Origin of the sequence: Klebsiella spallanzanii (assembly GCF_902158555.1) — a bacterium.
Lineage (GTDB): Bacteria > Pseudomonadota > Gammaproteobacteria > Enterobacterales > Enterobacteriaceae > Klebsiella > Klebsiella spallanzanii.
This window is the reverse complement of record NZ_CABGGS010000034.1, coordinates 469,222-486,756: the sequence shown is the minus strand read 5'-3', so window position 1 is coordinate 486,756 and position 17,535 is coordinate 469,222. Positions and strand designations below refer to the sequence as shown.

At 50.6% G+C, this 17,535-nt stretch carries 17 protein-coding genes; 7 read left to right on the top strand and 10 right to left on the bottom strand.

The features are described 5' to 3' along the window. Positions 1 to 15: 15 nt before the first annotated feature. Entirely contained in the window at positions 16 to 765 is a 750-nt protein-coding gene (gene ydfG / locus FN082_RS20295; RefSeq protein ID WP_139539967.1) for a bifunctional NADP-dependent 3-hydroxy acid dehydrogenase/3-hydroxypropionate dehydrogenase YdfG, read from the bottom strand. A gap of 172 nt (positions 766 to 937) precedes the next feature. Between ydfG and dcp the strand changes: the two genes are divergently transcribed. Together dcp and FN082_RS20285 are read left to right on the top strand one after the other, a co-directional pair. Then, positions 938 to 2,995 carry a peptidyl-dipeptidase Dcp gene (gene dcp, locus FN082_RS20290; RefSeq protein WP_142463123.1) on the top strand — a complete coding sequence of 686 codons (2,058 nt, stop codon included), beginning with the start codon at positions 938 to 940 and terminating at the stop codon, positions 2,993 to 2,995. 378 nt (positions 2,996 to 3,373) lie between these two features. Further along, on the top strand, positions 3,374 to 3,859 hold the full coding sequence (locus FN082_RS20285) for a hypothetical protein (protein ID WP_142982248.1): 486 nt from the start codon (positions 3,374 to 3,376) through the stop codon (positions 3,857 to 3,859). 72 nt (positions 3,860 to 3,931) lie between these two features. Here FN082_RS20285 and FN082_RS20280 read toward each other — a convergent pair whose 3' ends face one another. Beyond that, complete coding sequence (locus FN082_RS20280; protein WP_142982247.1) at positions 3,932 to 4,414, bottom strand: cold-shock protein; 483 nt, start codon at positions 4,412 to 4,414, stop codon at positions 3,932 to 3,934. A 99-nt stretch (positions 4,415 to 4,513) separates the two neighbouring features. After that, on the bottom strand, positions 4,514 to 5,053 hold the full coding sequence (locus FN082_RS20275) for a DUF2058 domain-containing protein (protein WP_139539964.1): 540 nt from the start codon (positions 5,051 to 5,053) through the stop codon (positions 4,514 to 4,516). A gap of 208 nt (positions 5,054 to 5,261) precedes the next feature. Between FN082_RS20275 and FN082_RS20270 the strand changes: the two genes are divergently transcribed. Continuing rightward, the gene (locus tag FN082_RS20270) at positions 5,262 to 5,573 is read left to right on the top strand and encodes a hypothetical protein (protein ID WP_139539963.1); all 312 of its coding nucleotides are present in this window, start codon (positions 5,262 to 5,264) and stop codon (positions 5,571 to 5,573) included. An 88-nt stretch (positions 5,574 to 5,661) separates the two neighbouring features. On the opposite strand, the gene FN082_RS20265 is transcribed toward FN082_RS20270, so the two are convergent. After that, entirely contained in the window at positions 5,662 to 5,988 is a 327-nt protein-coding gene (locus FN082_RS20265) for a hypothetical protein (protein ID WP_139539962.1), read from the bottom strand. A 276-nt stretch (positions 5,989 to 6,264) separates the two neighbouring features. Between FN082_RS20265 and FN082_RS20260 the strand changes: the two genes are divergently transcribed. The 3 genes from FN082_RS20260 (at position 6,265) to FN082_RS20250 (ending at position 7,999) form a co-directional block, all read left to right on the top strand. Beyond that, positions 6,265 to 6,519, top strand: coding sequence for a hypothetical protein (locus tag FN082_RS20260; protein WP_139539961.1), 255 nt, complete (start codon positions 6,265 to 6,267; stop codon positions 6,517 to 6,519). Between the two features lie 28 nt (positions 6,520 to 6,547). Next, entirely contained in the window at positions 6,548 to 6,808 is a 261-nt protein-coding gene (locus tag FN082_RS20255) for a hypothetical protein (protein ID WP_180349627.1), read from the top strand. Between the two features lie 102 nt (positions 6,809 to 6,910). Beyond that, on the top strand, positions 6,911 to 7,999 hold the full coding sequence (locus tag FN082_RS20250; RefSeq protein WP_139539959.1) for an AAA family ATPase: 1,089 nt from the start codon (positions 6,911 to 6,913) through the stop codon (positions 7,997 to 7,999). Between the two features lie 57 nt (positions 8,000 to 8,056). On the opposite strand, the gene FN082_RS20245 is transcribed toward FN082_RS20250, so the two are convergent. Together FN082_RS20245 and FN082_RS20240 are read right to left on the bottom strand one after the other, a co-directional pair. Then, positions 8,057 to 9,307: an MFS transporter gene (locus tag FN082_RS20245; protein ID WP_139539958.1), complete on the bottom strand. Its 1,251-nt coding sequence runs from the start codon at positions 9,305 to 9,307 to the stop codon at positions 8,057 to 8,059. Positions 9,308 to 9,362: 55 nt separating this feature from the next. Then, complete coding sequence (locus FN082_RS20240; RefSeq protein ID WP_142982246.1) at positions 9,363 to 12,470, bottom strand: beta-galactosidase; 3,108 nt, start codon at positions 12,468 to 12,470, stop codon at positions 9,363 to 9,365. A gap of 207 nt (positions 12,471 to 12,677) precedes the next feature. On the opposite strand from FN082_RS20240, the gene FN082_RS20235 reads away from it, so the two are divergent. Next, positions 12,678 to 13,748 (top strand): LacI family DNA-binding transcriptional regulator, encoded by a 1,071-nt coding sequence (locus FN082_RS20235; RefSeq protein ID WP_142463130.1) that lies wholly within the window; start codon positions 12,678 to 12,680, stop codon positions 13,746 to 13,748. A gap of 308 nt (positions 13,749 to 14,056) precedes the next feature. Here FN082_RS20235 and FN082_RS20230 read toward each other — a convergent pair whose 3' ends face one another. From FN082_RS20230 to FN082_RS20215, 4 genes are all read right to left on the bottom strand, one after another. After that, positions 14,057 to 14,884 (bottom strand): YggS family pyridoxal phosphate-dependent enzyme, encoded by an 828-nt coding sequence (locus FN082_RS20230; RefSeq protein WP_235891786.1) that lies wholly within the window; start codon positions 14,882 to 14,884, stop codon positions 14,057 to 14,059. Between the two features lie 354 nt (positions 14,885 to 15,238). Next, entirely contained in the window at positions 15,239 to 15,796 is a 558-nt protein-coding gene (locus FN082_RS20225; protein ID WP_142982245.1) for a murein L,D-transpeptidase catalytic domain-containing protein, read from the bottom strand. A gap of 66 nt (positions 15,797 to 15,862) precedes the next feature. Further along, the gene (locus FN082_RS20220) at positions 15,863 to 16,552 is read right to left on the bottom strand and encodes a glycosyl hydrolase 108 family protein (protein ID WP_142982244.1); all 690 of its coding nucleotides are present in this window, start codon (positions 16,550 to 16,552) and stop codon (positions 15,863 to 15,865) included. Positions 16,553 to 16,597: 45 nt separating this feature from the next. Then, entirely contained in the window at positions 16,598 to 17,158 is a 561-nt protein-coding gene (locus tag FN082_RS20215) for a hypothetical protein (protein ID WP_142982243.1), read from the bottom strand. Positions 17,159 to 17,535: the final 377 nt, after the last annotated feature.

The following is a 17,535-nucleotide window of genomic DNA, read 5'->3' as shown; positions in this document are numbered from 1 at the left end:
GGCAACGCATAGAGCTTAGCCCTGGCGGTGAACGTTCAACCCGGCAAAACTTTGGCTAACTGGCATCATTTCCAGCGTGTTGATGTTGACGTGTTTCGGCAGGGTTGCCACCCACCAGACTGCTTCGGTCACATCTTCCGGCGTCAGCGCCTGGGTGTTCTCGTAGGCTTTATCTGCTTTCGCGTCATCGCCCTTAAAGCGCACGTTAGAGAATTCGGTTCCGCCAACCAGGCCCGGTTCGATATCGGTCACGCGAACGGCGGTACCATGAAGGTCGGTGCGCAGATTCAGGCTAAACTGGCGCACAAAAGCTTTGGTCGCACCGTAGACGTTACCGCCAGCATAAGGCCAGGCACCAGCGACTGAACCGATGTTGATAATATGGCCGCGATTACGTTCAACCATACCCGGCAGGACGGCGCGAGTCATATAAACCAGTCCTTTATTATTGGTATCGATCATATCTTCCCAGTCTTCTAAGCTGGCTTTGTGCGCAGGTTCAAGACCCAGCGCCAGCCCGGCATTATTGACCAGAATATCGATCGCTTGCCACTCCGTGGGGAGTCCGGAAATCATCTCTTCGATAGCCGCGCGATTACGCACGTCCAGCTGTGCGGTATAAAGGTTCTCACCCAGCTCATCCTTCAGCGTTTTCAGGCGCTCTTCGCGACGCCCGGTGGCAATCACTTTGTGACCGTTAGCGACAAAACGGCGAGTAATACTTTCACCAAAACCTGCTGTTGCTCCGGTAACCAGGATAATCATCTTGCTGTTCCTCAACGCTTTTTGTGAATTCATACCATAGCACGCGATCCCGATGACGGGTAATGGAAATCGTCAGCCATATCCTGACAATTACGGCGGTAAGTAGAGAAATCATTGCGGCCAATCAATGAGTTGCCTAATCTTACAGAATAATCGTGTTCAGGAGATGATGATGTCGGAGAACAACCCTTTTTTAAGCGTCAGCTTGCTTCCTTACCAGGCACCACGCTTCGATCTTATTGAAGATAGCCATTACCGCCCGGCCTTTGATGAAGGCGTACAGCGTCAGCGTCAAGAGGTTGAGGCTATCGTTCACAACCCGGCTCCGGCGGATTTCGCCAATACGTTGGTGGCGCTGGAGCAGAGTGGTCAGCTGCTATCCAGGGTAACCAACGTATTTTTCGCGATGGCAGGAGCGAATACCAACCCGACGATTCAGGCGCTTGATGAGCAGTTTTCCGCCGAGCTGGCGGAGCTGGGCAATGATATCTGGCTTAACGATGCGCTCTTTCAGCGGGTGAAACAGGTGTGGGAGCAGCGTGAATCGCTCTCTCTGGATGCTGAATCCCTGCGTCTGCTGGAAGTGACCTGGCAGCGTTTTACTCTTGCAGGCGCGAAGCTGGGGGATGCTCAAAAAGCGGCGCTGCGTGCGCTGAATACCGAAGCGGCAGCGCTGCAAAGTCAGTTTCAGCAGCGCCTGCTGGCAGCGGTGAAGTCCGGTGGGCTGGTGCTGGATTATGCCCATCAGCTCACTGGACTCAGTGAAGATGAGATTGCCGCCGCAGCTGAAGCCGCGCAAGAGAAAGGGTTAAGTGGCCGTTGGCTTCTTTCTTTACTCAATACCACCCAGCAGCCGGCGCTACTTTCGTTACAGGAGAGACAAACGCGCGAGAATCTGTTCGCCGCAGGCTGGACGCGCAACCAGAAAGGCGACGCGAATGACACTCGTGAGCTGGTACTGCGGCTGGCAGAAATCCGCGCGCGTAAAGCGCAACTGTTGGGCGCTGACGACTTCGCCAGCTGGTCGATGGTCGATCAGATGGCGGGAACTCCGACAGAGGCTTTTGCTTTTATGCGACGAATCGCTCCAGCGGCACGGGCAAGAGCAGAGCAGGAACAGGCTGATATTCAGCAGGTCATTAATGATGAGGGCGGCGATTTCCGCGCGGCGGCGTGGGACTGGCTCTACTACGGCGAGCAGGTGCGCAGGGCGAAATTCGCTATTGATGAAGCGCAGCTAAAACCTTACTTTGCTCTGGACCGCGTTCTGCGCGACGGCGTATTCTGGACCGCGACGCAGCTGTTTGGCATTCGTTTTGTTGAGCGCTTTGATATTCCGGTTTATCACCCTGACGTGCAGGTATGGGAAATTATCGACGCTAACGGCGAGGGGATTGCGCTGTTTTACGGCGACTACTTCTCACGCGACAGTAAAAGCGGCGGGGCATGGATGGGCGTCTTTGTCGAACAATCCACCCTGCGTGCGCAGCACCCGGTTATCTACAACGTCTGTAATTATCAGAAACCCAAAGGTGGGAATAGCGCGCTGCTTTCCTGGGATGAGGTCATTACCCTATTTCACGAATTTGGCCACACGCTGCATGGCCTGTTTGCCAGCCAGAAGTATGCCAGCCTGTCAGGAACCAATACGCCACGCGATTTTGTTGAGTTTCCGTCGCAGATTTATGAGCACTGGGCCAGTGAACCGCAGGTATTTTCCCACTACGCGCGGCATCATCAAACCGGCGAGGTCATGCCGGCATCGCTGCGCGATAGTATGTTCCGCGCGGCGAAGTTTAATAAAGGCTACGATATGAGCGAGCTGCTCGCGGCGGCGCTGCTGGATATGCACTGGCACAGCGTGTCGCTGGATAAATTACCGCAGGATGTCGATACCTTTGAAGCTGCGGCCCTCGCTGCGGAGAATATGGATCTTCCCGCCGTGCCTCCGCGCTACCGCAGCAGCTACTTCTCGCATATTTTTGGCGGCGGCTATGCCGCAGGCTATTACGCCTATCTGTGGACGCAAATGCTGGCGGACGATGGCTACCAGTGGTTCGTTGAGCAGGGTGGTTTAACCCGAGAAAACGGCCAGCGCTTCCGCGAAGCGATTTTGTCTCGCGGCAATAGCACTGATTTAGCTGAACTTTATCGCCAGTGGCGCGGACACGATCCGCAGATTGAGCCAATGCTGGAAAACCGCGGGCTGAGTGAGTCGAGCGTTTCGTAGAGCAAAAGAGGACCGGGCGCAGAGCCCGGTTTATTATTCATTTTTTTCAAAAAAATCCCTGCAATATATATTCCCAAAATGAATTTTTAAATTCATCGAAATTAGCGTGGAGCATGACCCAATTTATCATATAGCCATAGCTTCGTTTTCACCCTGCCGAGACTTCGAGCGTTGTGATATTGTGCAAACCTGAACCCAGGGCTGCTATTGTCTAGTGCGGCGATATGCGCTCTGGGTGATGTCTGGAGGGGCTTGGGCTGCGGCGGCTGTATAGGGTGATATTTGATACGACCCTTTTTTTATCATGTAATCATTAGCGAACTATCATATTAATGATATAGTGATTTTTTCGTTGATTTAGCAAAGGATGCTGACGATATGTCATTAAGATTATTAATTTTAACTTCTGTTTTTGGGCTAACGGCTTGTGGCTCAAATCAGGCCATTGAAACGTTTAAAGGAACGCCAGGTACTGCGGGGATGGCATATTGTGTTCGCTCGTTGTGGGAGCATGACGCTATTGAGAATAACCACCCAACCGGTATTATCCATATTATGGAAAATCGTAGCGGCACTGGAAGTTTCTATGTATTCGACGATAAAAGCGCAGAATTAGTGTCAGCCAAGGGTACTTATGGTTTTTGGCCTGGAGAAAAGCCTAAAGATATAGATATAACTTTTTATATACCGAAAGACAAATCTATAACCGCACTGGGCAAGCGCAGACTGGAACTTAGCAAGAAGTGTGCTGCGCTGCCAACACAAGTGCGCGAGGATACCTTCTTACCTTCAGTGATATGTACAGATAAGACCTCTTGTCGTTTCAGAGATAACCTACCTGATAAAAGTGGAGCAACCCAATAAAATAAAATGAAGAAAACAGCTTTTCATCAACCTCAACCGGGCGCAGAGCCCGGTTTGTTTATCTGCGCGGGGTTAGACTTTAAGCAGTTTCACCGTGGCCTCTATATCTATTTCATCCTCGGAGAAGATTAGCGTCGTGCCCTGGAAAGTGGTGATAGCTAACTTTTTCACCGAGCGCACTTCACCCGGTTTAGCCGCTGATTTAGGCCTGATGTTCCCCATCAACAGACCCACGGACAGTACCGCATTCTCTTTATCGATACGGGCATCCGCTGGCTCTTCCTCGCTGTAAACCAGGTAAGATTTGATTGACGTAAGCTTAACCCGTTCGCCTGCGATATAAATGTATTTACTTTCCGGAAGGACTTTCACCGCATAGGCGGACAAACCCTTGTTATTGGTGGTGGGTTCGAAAGTCACCGCCGCATCTTTTTTAATCAGATCGGGGTTGGCAACTTTAATCACATGAAAATAGCGATTATCACCATTTTCATCTTTGATAAATCCAAAACCTTTATCTTTAAACCACGTTGTGATCGTTCCGTTCATTGCCATTACCGCCTGGTTAATCGTTTATCTACTCTGTCTTTGCCGCGCGCAGCGTAAAGCATAATGCCCGCGCAGGCTATCTCTACATCACCTCTTGTGAGGTGCTTACCACATCAAATCGTCGGGCACTTTAAAATCTGCGTACGGATCGTCTTCATCCTGCTCTTCCGCACTTAATCCGCTGTTTAAGACAATACTGGAGGCATCTCGCTGGGCAATTTTATCGGCTACGCTTGCGGGGATAATCGCATATTTACTCTCGCCATCATTATCAACGGCCAGACGCGCAATGGCGAGGCGGCCGCTAATCAGCTGAGCCTGAGTCAGTTTATCCACGGCAATTTTTTTAATGAAATTGTTATCCGTGAAGTTGAAATCGATATTACCTTTTGAAATGTCGATTTTGTTCATTTCAATAAGCTGCTTGACCTGCGCTTTATACTCTTTCGACAGGACTGCTTGTTTTTGCTGTTCGCTCAGCTGCTTATCTCGCTCAAGCTGTGCTTTCTTATTCTCTTCCACCGCTTCTCGGGCTTCACGAGCCTGTACGCGTGACTTTTTAGCGGTCCTCTGGACTTTGGCCATTTTTTTGCTGGTCACTAATCCGGCTTTTAGCATCTGCTCTTGTAAGGTGAGTTTTGTCATCTTCGTATCTAAATCCGCTGAATAATAAGTGGGATTATACCTGTAATTTTAGTTGATGTGTCAGCGTACAGGGACGGCAATGCGATACGGCCGGAAGCGGGAGGATATCTTTAATGGTTAAAGATAAATAAAGATGAATAAAAAATCACATCATTGAGCTTTATTTTGCTATAAATGCACTTTAAATGATTTTTTATGGGGTTTGAAGATGATTGTCAGAACATGGCACGGTTGTGTCCCCGCGGCGTTTGGTGATGCCTTTGCGCTTCATTTGCAGGCGACTGGCGTGCAGCATTCGCAGAGCATATCGGGAAACGTGGGAGCATTTGTCAGGCGAGAGAAGCAGGGGGAGTGGGAGCACTTCTTTCTGGCAACGTACTGGAGCAGTCTGGATGCTGTCAAAGCTTTTGCCGGTGAAGACTACCATGTCGCAGTGACCTATGCGGATGATGAGCAATTCCAGCTATTATCCGATCCTTATGTTTTTCAGTTTGATGTCGCTAAGATCGTCGAGATTTGAGTGAGGTTTATTGGAATTCTCGCCAAGTGAAAAAATTAAGGCCCGGGGGGCCTTAAGATGACTCTCGTCCGGCCAGCAAGCCGATGACCTACACGCTGCCGTGTTTTTTCAGCACGCCTTTGTCGTCAAAGATAAACAGGATCGACTGACCAAGCCCGTTCTGACAGACGACGCCGTCGGCGTTGGTTTTATCAGTAATACCCTGGCAGGCCATATTGCTAACGTAAGGGCGAATCTGGCATTTCAGCGTTTTACCATCTTCGATAATCAACTGATTAGACTTGCCGATCGCATCCGCCGTCGGGGGTGGGCAAGTACCTTCTCCCCAGTTAACGCCATGATGTTTGTCAAATGCCGAACAGCCCTGTAATAGCGCTGCACTTGCCAGAAGGAGCAACAGATAATGTTTCTTCATTATATAACCCAGATTGTTGTTTTCGCTTTCAGTATAGAACCGCGCTTCAGTAAAGAACTTCGCCAGAATTAGTGGTTTTCCTGTAATTTCAATTGATTGAGATAATTCCGAGAGGTAAGATCCGAATAGATTCCCTGGTATAGACGCCGAAATTGATAAATCGGAGCTATTGATATTCACAATTCCTCTTTTTTCCTTCATCATTTGTCAGCTTTTACTACTAATAATCAGCGCTTAGCTCAGCATAAGAAATAAATTTTTTTACTCAAGGCCGGTATGAACTATAAGAATGTACTGAAGACTGCGTTACTTTTAGCGCCCGTGGCGATCCTGAATCTGCAAACGTCAGCCTGGGGCGCGGAAGTCACGCAAACGGCGACCTGCCAGAAAGCGCCGCCAGCGGTGGACAAAGAAGGCGTACCGTTACCGCCTGTGGTGGGTAAAGAGGGCGCTCATCCGGTTCCTGCGAATGACAAATCCGGCCACGGTGACTCAAAGGCTAACTGTCAGCCTGCGGCCATCGAAAATTAATCATTGACCTCAACCCGGGAGGGACATGGTGCATCCGTTAATTAAGGTGATGCTGGTAGGGGGGAAAGGCGATGGCCTGATGGTCAGCGTTGCCGATAACGCGAAGGAAATTTCCGTGACTCCCGCGCAATATGGTGCAAAATCTGGTCAGCCGCTGAGCTATAAGATAGTCTCGCAAACCATTGACGATGAACGCTATTTTTTCGGCGTTTTCAACGATAGCCATGAGGACTCAGACAAACTCGAAAGAGTGGCGCTGACCCGTGGTATGAAAAAACTCTTCAGTTAATCTGGCGCCGGGCGACTGTCTGTCGTCCGGCTGGTTGAGTTTCGTTTTTCACCCGTCTCCGTTACAGTAAGCCATCACGCTTTTGTACGTTTCGGGAATCTTATGATTAGCCATATCCGGATAAAGAATTTCAGATCGGTCAGGGATATCGAACTGGAGCTCGGTGCGCTGAATATTGTTTTTGGCCCCAACGGCTGCGGTAAGTCCAATATCTATAAAGCTATCCACCTGTTAACCGCTTGCGCCGATGGGAAATTCTCTGGCTATATCAGCGATGAAGGCGGGCTGGAAAACATCATGTGGTCCGGGCCGAGTGCGCCAACCGACCGCTTTCCCCGACGGCTACAGATTGCCTGTATGACCGATGAATTCGACTATCAGCTACAGGTTGGTTTTCCGGAAAAGCTGCCTTATCCCACTCAGTTTAAACTGGATCCGATAGTTAAAGAGGAGTCTATCTGGCTGACGGGATTTTCCCGACGCCCTTCATCGAGAGTGCTGGAGCGCAAAAATCAGGCCGCATTTCTGGTAGACGTTAACGGTGAACGAAGCACCTTCACCGACACTATTTATGAGAACGAATCTATTTTTGGCCAACTAGGCGAGCCGCATCGCTTTCCTGAAGTGTCGCGGGTCAGGGAAACCATGCGCCACTGGCGTTTCTATCACGAATTTACTATTGGCAGACTCTCGCCGCTGCGCCATCCGACGGTAGGTTACCGCTCTCCGGTGCTTGATAGCGATGGACATAATCTGGCGGCGGCTTTTCAAACCATCGTGGAAATTGGAGCGGAAGAGCTACTGCATGAGATCCTCGCAGAAGCCTTTCCGCAATGCACTTTTTACTGCGAAAACGAAAACTCGCGTTTCTCCATGAAGATGCGCCGAAATGGCGTTTACCGGCCTTTACTGGCGGCGGAAATGTCCGACGGCACGCTGCGTTTCCTGTGCCTGGCGGTGGCATTGTTAAGCCCACGACCTCCGGCATTTTTGGCGATCAATGAACCTGAAAATAGTCTGCATCGCCAGATGTTTCCCGCGCTTGCCCGGCTGATCGTCGAAGCGTCCCGCTATAGTCAAATCTGGTTAACCAGCCACTCTGCCGAGCTGGCTGAACTGATTTCCTCAATGGCTGAAGCCCGGATTTATGGACTGGAAAATAGCGATGGAGAAACGCGGATTATCGGATAGATACCTTATCGGGTATTGGTGCAGAAGCGCCGCCGGGTTATTCCGGCGGCATGCATATTATGCAGCAGCAGGGAGCAGCGTTTTGCTCCCTTTCAGGGTAAACAGTGAGATAACGGTAAAGCTCAGGGTAATACAGCCGAGGATAAGATAAGCCTGATGGAATCCGACGGTATCGTACATCCTCCCTACCCATGCTGAAAGCACCACGCCTGAAAGCTGTTTCGATAAATTAAAGCCGATCAGGAACAGCGTGGCTGAGAGCTTCGGGTTAAACGCCGAGGAGATATATTTAAAAGTACCGACCAGCAGGAACGGAACTTCAAACATATGCAGCATTTTTAATATAACGACTTCCACCGCTGAGGTGGCAAAGGACGATCCCAGAATACGTACTGACATAATTAATCCCGCGGTCAGCAGGGCATTCTTGGCACCGATCCGGTTAACGATAGCGGGCGCGCAGAACATAATCAGCGCATTAAGTAACTCCCCTCCGGTGGTGACGAAGCCAAAGATTTCGGTTCCGCGCTGGGGGCTGGAGAAGAAGCCTTTAAAGAAGTTGGCGAACTGCTGGTCGAAAACATCATACACGCTGGCGACGCCCACGACGTAAATAATAAAGCCCCAGAAGCGCGGCATCCGCAGCAGTTCAGCGGCGGTGCGCATCGAGAAGGCCTGGCGGTTGGCGCCGAGCGCGTCGATAACCTCAGCGCTATTGCTGCTCTCCGGTTTTGATACCCACAACAACACGCCGAGGATCAGGGCGAAACCTGAGGCGATCCAGAAGGTAATATTGGGGTCAATGCCAAATAAAATACCGGTGATTGATGCGCATAATGCCCAGCCAATACAGCCGGAAACGCGAACCTTACCGTATTCGAAACGGTTGGCGCGGCTGACGCGCTCAATATAGGCCTCTACCGCCCCGGAGCCGCTGGAGAAAACAATCCCCAGATAAATACCGCCCACTAACGCGCCCGCGATGATATTCATTTGCAACAGGGGGGAGAAAACGAAAATAAAGAACGGCGCGAACAGGATTAATAAAATGGTGATGGTCCACAGCAGATGTTTGCGCAGACCAAGTTTATCTGAAATCAGGCCAAATACGGGCTGGAAAATAATCGCGAATAGTGAAATGGAAGAGAAAACGATCCCCGTTTCGGTCTTGGTTAAGTGGTTGACTTCCGCCAGCCATACCGGGAAGAAGGGGAAGTAGGCTGACATAATGAAATAGTAGAAGAAAAAGAACAGCATAAAATAAATAAAGTTATGCCGTTCACGTGGCGCGAGTTCAGAGAGTTTCATTGTGAATATTCCATATTATTATGCCTGTAAGGTTGGGGGCTCACGCCCCCGATTATTATTGGAAGTGAATCGTTAACTGATATTGCCATTGTGTCTCAAGCAGCAACCATTGCTGTAGTACGCTCGGAGTCCAGGAGTCATCGCCGCCGATGCCCATATGCTGGCCATCGAGGGTTATCCAGACGCCGTTTTCCGGCGTCATCCTGTGCCAGTGATCGGTTTCCATTAACTGCGTGGTGCCATAGGGCTGTACTGAGAAGTGGAAGTTGCCCGCCACGTGCCAGCGCCCCCAGTCCAGCGCTTTGTTGTCGCAGCGCAGGCCGTTTTCCGTCGGGAAAATATACGGTGTGGTCATCTCTTCCAGCGGCAGCTGCCAGCGGGAGAAACAGGCGCTGGTGCGACGATCCGAGTAGTTCTCATGCGGGCCGTAGCCCAGCCAGGAGACCGGTTGATGCTGATCGGGTACCTGGAAATTCAGACCGACGCGCGGAAGCGGCGGCAGGGTGCCTGCGCGTTCACCATCGACCGCCAGATGCAGCTTGCCTTCGGCATCAAACGTCATTCGCCAGTGGCTGACGATCACCACTTCGTCGCCGCGTAGATAGTGCCAGCGGCTATCAATAATCACTTCATGAGCCAGGCGCTGGGCGTCACACTCTACACAGCGGGCGCTGAGGTCGTAGAGCCCGGCGCTTTTCCAGCGCTCGACCCAGGCGTTAGGGTCGATACGTTCGACTTCGCTGACGCCAATATCGTTATCCAGCGGCGCGCGAACAAACTGATCGCGTAGCGGGGTCAGCAGTTGCTCAACGCCATCCACTTGCCAGTGGCTTAACAGACCGCTTTGCCGGTCGACCGTCCATTGTTGTGAGCCGCAGCGCACGAGCCAGGCGCGGTCGCTGCTGTCCAGTACAGGCGCAGTACCGGCAGGGGAAGGGTTGCGTAGAACCAGCGGCGCGGCGAGCGGGAATTGCTGCCAGGCGACGCGATGTCCGGCGTCGGACCAGGCGGTAGCCTGCGGCTGAACAACTTCCAGCGACAGCCATACCTCTTCAGCCCCAGCGGGCAGCGTCAGCCCGTCGCACAGCGTTAACTCGCTCCGTCCTTCAGGATCAAGATCGAGCTTCACGCAGCCTTCGGCAACGGCTTCCCCGGCGGCCTGAACCTGCCAGCGTAGCTCTTCGTTATCGGTGGCACGGAACAGATACTCACTGCTGATACTGATGCGTAGCGGGCTTTGCGCCAGCAGGGTGAACTGGAAGTACTGCTGCGCATGTTTGGCTTCAATTAATGAAGGATGCGGGCGGCGATCAGGGAAGACCAGGCCGTTCATGCAGAACTGGCGATCGTTCGGTTTGTCGCCAAAATCACCGCCGTAGGCCCAGCCAACGCTGCCGTCGTCGAAAGTTTTGCTAATGGCTTGATCCGCCCAGTCCCAGATAAATCCGCCCTGCAGGCGAGGATAGTCGCGAAACGCTTGCCAGTAATCGGCAAAGTTGCCCAGGCTATTGCCCATCGCGTGGGCATACTCGCAGAGGATCAGCGGGCGCTGTTCGCCCGGCATACTGATCCATTTTTTTATCCCCCATTTCGGCACCGTTGGAATCAGCTGGTCGCGTTCAACGCGGGCGTACATCGGGCAGATGATATCAGTGGCGGTACTGTCGGCGCCGCCGCCTTCATACTGCACCGGGCGCGATGGGTCATTACGCTTGAGCCAGTGATACATCGCTTCATGGTTACTGCCGCCGCCGGATTCATTCCCCAATGACCAGATAATAATTGACGGGTGATTGCGGTTGCTTTGCAGCATCCGGCTGACGCGAGCGCTGAAGGCAGGCAGCCAGGAAGGATCGTCGGAGAGGCGATTCATCGGCACCATACCGTGGGTTTCAATATTGGCTTCGTCAACGATGTACAGGCCGTAGCGGTTGCATAGCTCGTACCAGCGCGGAGCGTTAGGGTAGTGCGAGCAGCGTGCGGCATTAAAGTTGTTCTGCTTCATCAGCAGAATATCCTGCACCATATCCTCTTCGGTCACTACCTGGCCGCGCTGGTGGTGATGCTCGTGACGGTTGACGCCGCGGATCAACAGCGGTTTACCGTTCAGCAGCAGCAGGCCATTTTTGATTTCGACGCGACGAAAACCGATATCCCAGGCTTCTGCTTCGATCAGCTCATCGCCGCGCCACAGCGACACTACCGCGCGGTAGCAGTTTGGCGCTTCCGCGCTCCACAGCGCCGGACGTTCTACCGGTAAACGAATCGCCGCGCGCTCGGCATAGTTTCCGCGCTCATCAATAATTGGCGAGCCCGGCAACTGCTGGTGGCTGGCAACCAGGCGAGCGTCATCCCACAGTTCGACCTTCACTGCCAGCTCTTCCAACTGCGCTACCGGCGCGGCAACGCTTAAATTGACCAGCAGTTCGGCATCGCGATAGAGCGCATCCAGCTGTGGAGTGAGTTGAACGTCGCACAGGTGCAACGTCGGTTTATGCAGCAGCCAGACCGAGCGGAAGATCCCGCTCATGCGCCACATATCCTGATCTTCAAGCCAGGTTCCCGCGCTCCAGCGCATCACCATTACGCAGAGACGGTTATCGCCTGCCTGAAGGTATGACGTGAGATCGAAGGCCGCAGGCAGGCGGCTATCCTGCGAATAGCCGACCCATTCGCCGTTGCACCACAAGTGGAACGCGGAGTTGACGCCATCGAAGATAATCTGCGTCTGGCCTTCGGCCCGCCAGCTCTCTTCGACGCTAAAGGTCAGCGAGTAGCAACCGGTTGGGTTCTCCTCAGGGACGCGCGGCGGCGTGGTGTCGATCGGGTAACGCACGTTGGTGTAGATGGGGGCGTCATAGCCTTCCATTTGCCAGTTTGATGGTACCGGCGTTGTGCGGCTATCCTGCAGATCGCCTTCCAGCCAGCGGGCATCTACGTCAAAAGGGCTGTGGGCGTAAGAGAACTGCCACTGCCCGTCAAGCAGACGACGGCTTGCCGAAGGTTGGTTGTCTCGCGCTTTGTCAGTGTTGCGCCAACTGGCGAATGTGGGATGAGCCGGTAAACGGTTGAGATGCGTAATAGTCTGGTTTTGCCAGTCTTCGCGGGCGAGTACTTCATAAAACATTGGTCCTGCGGCGGAGATAGAGTCGTGTTGTTGCATACGCATACCTGACGGATAAGTGAGGAAAATGTCATTCGCTAGACAATATGAATTTGTTATCGGATATTTTTATAATTGCCGCAATATTGGCGAAAATGAAACCTACTGACGATCACGAAACACTGAAAAAATGACTGATTTTTGTCGTCTTTTAAACATAAAATGTTAGCGCACGACATTGGTGTTTTTGGGCAAAGGGGGGATGTGATGCAGCGCCGTTTGGCAACGTTAGAAGATGTGGCCCGCGAGGCCGGTGTTTCTCAGCAGACGGTTTCCCGGGTGCTGAATAATCCGGATGTGGTTTCTGAACGAACCCGCGATAAAGTGATCCGCGCTATGCAGGCGTTGCACTATGTTCCGAACCGTTCAGCCCAGCTGCTGGCGGGTAAATCCGCGCCGTCGATTGGATTGATTACCGCCTCGCTAACGCTGCACGCGCCTTCACAAATTGCCGCCGCGGTGAAAAGCTACGCCGGTTCGCATCAGCTTGAGGTGTCGATTGCGATGCCGGTACAGGTTGATTACCCGTCTCTTCAGGCCCGGCTCAATGAGTTTCGCGCCCAGCAGATTCGCGGCGCGATTATCAGTCTGCCGCTGGAAAGCAGCCTTGCGGAGCGGCTGGTAGTGGAGAACCCGGATATTGCCTGCCTGTTTCTTGATGTGTCGCCGGAGACCGATGTGTGCTGCGTGCGTTTTGATCACCGCGACGGCTGCGGAGCCTGTGTGCGGCACCTCTGGGAAGCTGGGCATCGCGAGTTCGGGTTACTGGCCGGGCCGGAAAGCTCGGTTTCCGCGCGCATGCGCTTGAGCAGCTGGCGCGAGGCGCTGCATCGGCTGGGGATCAGCAATGCGGTGACGGTCTTTGGCGACTGGAGCGCCGCCAGCGGCTGGAATAAGACGTTTGAGCTACTGCATCAGCATCCGCGTATTAGTGCGATCGTGGTCGCTAACGATCAGATGGCGCTCGGGGTGCTTAGCGCGCTGGCGCAGCTTAATCGTACCGGTAGCCAGGCTATTTCCGTCACCGGTTATGACGACACGGCGGACAGTCTTTACTTTCAGCCGCCGTTAACCACCGTCGCTCAGGATTTTAATGTTCTGGGAAAACGGGCGGTCGAGCTGTTGATCCAGCTTATGTCTGACCCGCAGATGGAAATTTGCGAGCTGCTGCCCACGCGTTTGATCATCCGCCAGTCCACCTGGCCCTTTAAGGGAGGTGATGAGGGGGAGAAAAGGGAGGTAATCGCTCAGCTCAAAGCGCTGGCGGAAAAACTTTGAGCAACATGACCGTTTAGCTTTCATTTATGTTGCGTGTGATATTGTGCGAGGTAGACGTAGACAGGGTGATTTATGCTCTGAACGTAAAAATGCAAAACACAATCTATCCATGCAAGCATTTATTCACCGCCAGTCACATGGCGGTTTTTTTTTGCCCATTTTTTGGTAACAATGGGCAAGCCCGATTTTTATTTTATGCTGTTAACTGATTTGTTATTGAACATTTACAAGCATAAATACGCTGTTTTAGCGATGCGTGTTTAAAAAATTTTCGAGGGTTATCGTTTTCGAATCAGCATAAAATGCTGTCACGAGGCCTGGTTTTCTTGCGGCCAGTAATACTCATCAGGTAGCGCTCTCGCACCGAATATTGCCTGCCCGACGCGCACTACCGTTGCCCCTTCTTCAATAGCGATTTCAAAGTCACCGGACATACCCATTGAGAGCTCTTGCGGTTGATAACCACAGGGAGCAATCTCGCACAGGCGATCGCGTAAAGATCGCAGGCGAATGAAGCAGGCTCTGACGCGTTCGGCGTCGGAGGTGAATTCAGCCAACGTCATCAATCCGCGCACCCGCAGGTTTTCATAGCTTTTCAACTGACATAAAAATAATTCGACGTCATCCGGCGCAAGCCCGTATTTACTGGCTTCGTTGGAAGTATTGACCTGAACAAAAACATCGAGCATCCGTCCTTCTGCCTGCAGGCGACGGTCGAGGACTTCGGCAGTACGCAAATTATCGAGCGCCTGAAACTCACTGGCGAATTTGGCGACGAGCTTGGCTTTGTTCGATTGCAGATGGCCGATAACCGACCATTTCAGATCCGTGAGATCCGCCATGGCCTGCGATTTTCCCCAGGCTTCCTGAACTTTATTTTCCCCGAGCAGCAAGCAACCGGCCTGATGCGCAAGGCGGATATGCGCTTCATCCATGGTTTTGCTGACCGGCAGTAGCCGGACCGTTGATGGGTCGCGCTGGCTGCGTTGACACGCCTCGTGTATACGCCGCTGTACCGCATGGAGATTTTCGCGAAAATCCTCAACACTCTCTGCACGCGGCCACCGGTTATGCATGCCATGCTGTGGTTGGGTTGAGGAAGAGGAGAGGACTTGTTTCTCAGCTGTGGGTTTCATGGTTCAAAATCTCCGTTGCGCAGAATAGTATTTCGTTGTCATGGGCCAAATGAATTTTTGTCATAGGTCAAAGTGTTTTGAGTATACCAGCGACGTGAAAGCGAGTGAATTAATTGTGACTTTAGGGATGGTATGTACCAGCGAGGAGAACCTGATTCACATGCGCGAGCAGGGATATATTCGAACTCACCAAAACGCACGTTGAGATGTCCTGAAACTAAGGTAATCCGCCACCCAGAGGAGCGTCAAGATTGGCAGTACCTTCATATGGAGAGTGGGAAGGTACTGCTGAACTTTCCACAGATTTTTAATCTGTGTCAGGCATCGATCTTAATAGACGGGTTTTATTCTTGTTCAGGATATCAATAGCAGTGAGCCTCCTTTGAGTTTATCAATTAATGATTGAACAATGTCATACGCAACGGCGGGGCAACCGTAAGAGCGCCCGCAACGGCCATATTTGTTTATATATTCTTCATCCGCATAGGGGACCCCATGAAAGACAATACCCCGTATGTAGGCATTATTATTACTCTCCTCAAGACCTTCAAGCCGCAATGCTCTACCATGTTTTGCCATCGTATAGGTGCTCAGCGTTTTATAGAGTCCTAATGAACTTTGGTGAGAATCTGGTGTATTTGAAAAAATTGTTGCCAGTCCATCATTATTTGGATCGCTACCTGTCCCGTGTACTGCATAAACACTTTGGACAGAATTACCGATGCGATCAAAGATATGCATTCTTTGGGTTCTTGAGTGCTCTTTTATTTTGAATACAACCCAATAGCGTGGGTTGGATGCTGCATTGTTTTGCGTTTGCCAGTCAATCATCTTCTTAATATCACCCGGTGGAATGCCAGCACTATCTGCGAGGGCATATAATCCCTCACCAATGGTGCCGCCGGTTGCCAATGACGGTATGCTGACGTCTATGCTATCATCATCAATGAGTGAATTAAGCCGGTTAGCTCTGTTTGTCTATCCTTTAAGAAATACATTCTGAGATGGGTTTTTGGCTACGATTTTTTTTAATAATTCAATGTGCTTACTGGCAAACAGAGGAATGAATTTGTCATTGGGAAGTTTATTGAGGGCGTCCAGTGTTTGAGTATCCATTCTTTTGGTTATGCTAATGCCTAATATTTCCTGGCAAATTTTTAATGTGGTTCCTACGCCGCATAACACGCTCATATCAAACAGTGCAGTAGCAATGCTTTGATCTAAAATATTATCTAAATTTAAAATATCCCAATAATTCTTTTTGTAGATGGCTGTGATTGTTTTAACATCGATGTTTTTTAGTTCATCTTCCGTTACGTCTTTTCTCCCCAGATATTCTGATAGCTCACTAAGCATGATGCCTTTGTTCGTCGCCCCTCCCTGATCCGCTGGATGATTAATATACCCCCCCTCATTTTTTAAAGTAAACGTCAGCGCTTCATCAATATGTGAACCAGGTTGATCGATAATGGTATCGATTTTTGTGATGTCAGGTATTGGGGCTTCGGCTGGTGGTTTACTCATGTATGGTTTTTCAACCATAAGCGCTTCGAACTTTTTAGTTGCTGACAGTGTCACCGGGCCGACGATACCATCAATATCGCCATTATAAAGTTCTAATGATTTCAATGCTAATTGTAGCGACTCAATTTTGCTTTTGGAAAACATAGTACTCTCCTTCAAGAGGGATTACGGTTCGGTGCAACGTTGTGTCTATTTGTTCGTTATTAAACCCTGAAACAGAGAAGTGAATTTATTTACGACATAAGGTGCAAATAATGTCATGCCTGCCGCCAGAAATTTAATGATTTCACTCACTGAGCTCGGATTGGAGATTTCACCATTTTTACCGAAATCAAATAGTATTAAGGTTCCGAAACCGATAAACATAAATAAAATGACTATCATACCCATCAATGCGATTAATCGACTGGAGCTGGCTTTCATTACCGGTATCAGAATTGGCTTGCCTTCCGCATCGCGTACAGGTCTATTCGTTACTGTTTCAACACCATCTTTTATCTCTTTCACTTCCTCGGTAAATGGTAAATCGACATCTTCAGAAAGTGCATCGGCTAAAGACCATTCTTTAGGCAGTGAATTCCGAATAAGTAATATGGCAATCAACGAACCAAAAACGACGATAATTGGTACTATATAAGCCAGCGCGGTGCTAGTTGCCTCTGGTTTACTGCCTGGTTTTGCCTGAACAGCAGTAGAAAAAAACAATAAAACCAGAATATATGCTGATGTGTGTTTTTTGAATAAAAACATAACTATACTCCTCACCAATAAATATCACGCCTGTTTACTCTTCGAATGTAAAGATAGAATAATCTACGCGAATATTTCCACTCAGATCGGGGATACCATCTCGTTTCCGCTCACCATAGCGATAGTGCTCTTGCTTATTGAGTGACATATAAAGCAGGCCAGGCTGAACGTCAGGATGATTTTTTAACGTTGTTGCCACAACTCGGGTTGAAAATTCTCTGCATACCATGTATCGAGCAGCGGATGCTTGAGTCTGAAGTGATAAAACTGATTAATTTAACTTGTGCTAATCCATCGCCAAAAAAGAGAAATACATTTTTATGATTGTCTAAAATCCTGACTTTGTTTATTCGAAAATAAAACATACCCCCTCCTGT